Here is a 1,717-nt window from a genome sequence, read left to right as displayed (position 1 = left end):
ACGGGCGCGGCAACCGGGGCAACAGGCGCCACGACAGCCGGGGCCAAAGCGGGCGTGGGAACCGCAGCCGCTGCAGGCGCAGCCACGGCAACGGGTGCCGCAGCCGGCGCAGCGGTCACGACGGCCGGCTCCGCCGCTTGGCGGGCGGGCGCGGCGGGCGCTTCCAGCGCGGTTTGCGGGCCGGCGTCGCCGTTGAGCGCCAGCATGCGCAGGCAGGCCATGATGAAGCCCGCGTACTCGTCCGGGGCCAGCGTCAGTTCGCTGCGGCTGTGCACCGCCACCGAATAGAACAGTTGCACGGCGTCGGGATGCAGACCGAGCGCCAGACGGGCGATATCGGCCGCCAGCGGGTCTTCGGCCGGCGTCACGCCGGTCACGCGCTGCTCGATCGCCACGCGCGAGAGCAACACCGCCAGATCGGCCAGCGCGCCAGCGTAGGACAACCCACGGGTCGCCAGTTCGTCGGCAACCGCCAGCACGCCCTTGGCGTCGCCGGCGGACAGGGCGTCCAGCAGGCGCACCAGATGGCGTTGGTCGATGGTGCCGAGCATGCCGCGGACGGCGTCCTCGGTCATGTTGCCGGCGCTGTAGGCGATGGCCTGGTCGGTCAGGGACAGCGCGTCGCGCATGGAGCCCTGGGCAGCCTGCCCGATCAACCGCAAGGCCGGCACTTCGAAAGCGACTTCTTCCTGGCCCAGCACGGCCTGCAAGTGCCCGACGATGGAGTCGGCCGGCATCTGCTTCAGGTTGAACTGGAGGCAGCGCGACAGCACCGTCACCGGGATCTTCTGCGGGTCGGTCGTGGCCAGGATGAATTTGACGTGCGGGGGCGGCTCTTCCAGCGTCTTCAACATGGCGTTGAAAGCGTGGCCCGTCAGCATGTGCACTTCGTCGATCATGTAGACCTTGAAGCGGCCCGCGCCCGGCGAGTACACGGCCTGCTCAAGCAACTGCGTCATTTCCTCGACGCCGCGGTTCGAGGCCGCGTCCAGCTCCAGGTAGTCGACAAAGCGCCCGGCGTCGATTTCCGTGCACGCGCGGCAGACGCCGCACGGCTTGGACGTGATGCCGGTTTCACAGTTGAGCGATTTGGCCAGGATCCGGGACAGGGTGGTCTTGCCCACGCCCCGGGTGCCGGTGAACAGCCAGGCATGGTGCAGGCGTTGGGTGTCGAGCGCATGAGTCAACGCGCGCACCACGTGATCCTGTCCCACGAGGGTATCGAACGATCGCGGCCGCCACTTGCGGGCCAGTACCAGATAAGTCATGGCTGGATTGTAGAGCCTGTTTCGCGTGCTGGCTGAAATGCAAAGGGGACGGGCTTATTCCCGTGGAACGAATCCCTGGAAAATAACCCCGTCCCCCTTGAAAGCAATCGAGCGGTGGGTTGAATCACTACCCGTTGCTTTGAAGAATCCGGTTGGCGAGCCTTACTCCGGCACTGACCCTAAACGACTATGGCTGCTTCGTTCCCGACCTGACCAGGTTCACCGTCGAACCATGCGGAGGGGCCCGCCAACCGGAATTCTAGCAGAGCTGCGCTTCGCTTGCTTGCAGCCTTCCGGTTGGCGGGCCCCTGGGGGGCGTTATGTTGCCCCCTCCCCGGCCCTCCCCCCGAGGGGGAGGGAGGGATGGCTTTGCTTCGCTTGCCATTTTTGGCTCGCTTCGCTTTGCCTTTTTTGCTTGCTTCGCTTTGCCTTTTTTGCTTGCTTCGCTT

1 protein-coding gene and 1 other RNA gene are annotated in these 1,717 nt (G+C 66.1%); both read right to left on the bottom strand.

What is annotated here, in order from left to right; translation table 11 throughout:
- Nucleotides 1-1,268 (bottom strand): DNA polymerase III subunit gamma/tau (gene dnaX / locus ACO6D5_RS30025; protein ID WP_485827425.1); only part of this gene is annotated, 1,268 nt, incomplete at its 3' end.
- 151 nt (nucleotides 1,269-1,419) lie between these two features.
- Nucleotides 1,420-1,517, bottom strand: an RNA gene (gene ffs, locus ACO6D5_RS30020) — signal recognition particle sRNA small type.
- Between the last annotated feature and the right edge of the window lie 200 nt (nucleotides 1,518-1,717).

The sequence above is a fragment of the Achromobacter sp. genome (assembly GCF_057314935.1).
The sequence above is the reverse complement of the archived record's forward strand: the minus strand, read 5'-3'. Positions and strand labels throughout refer to the sequence as shown.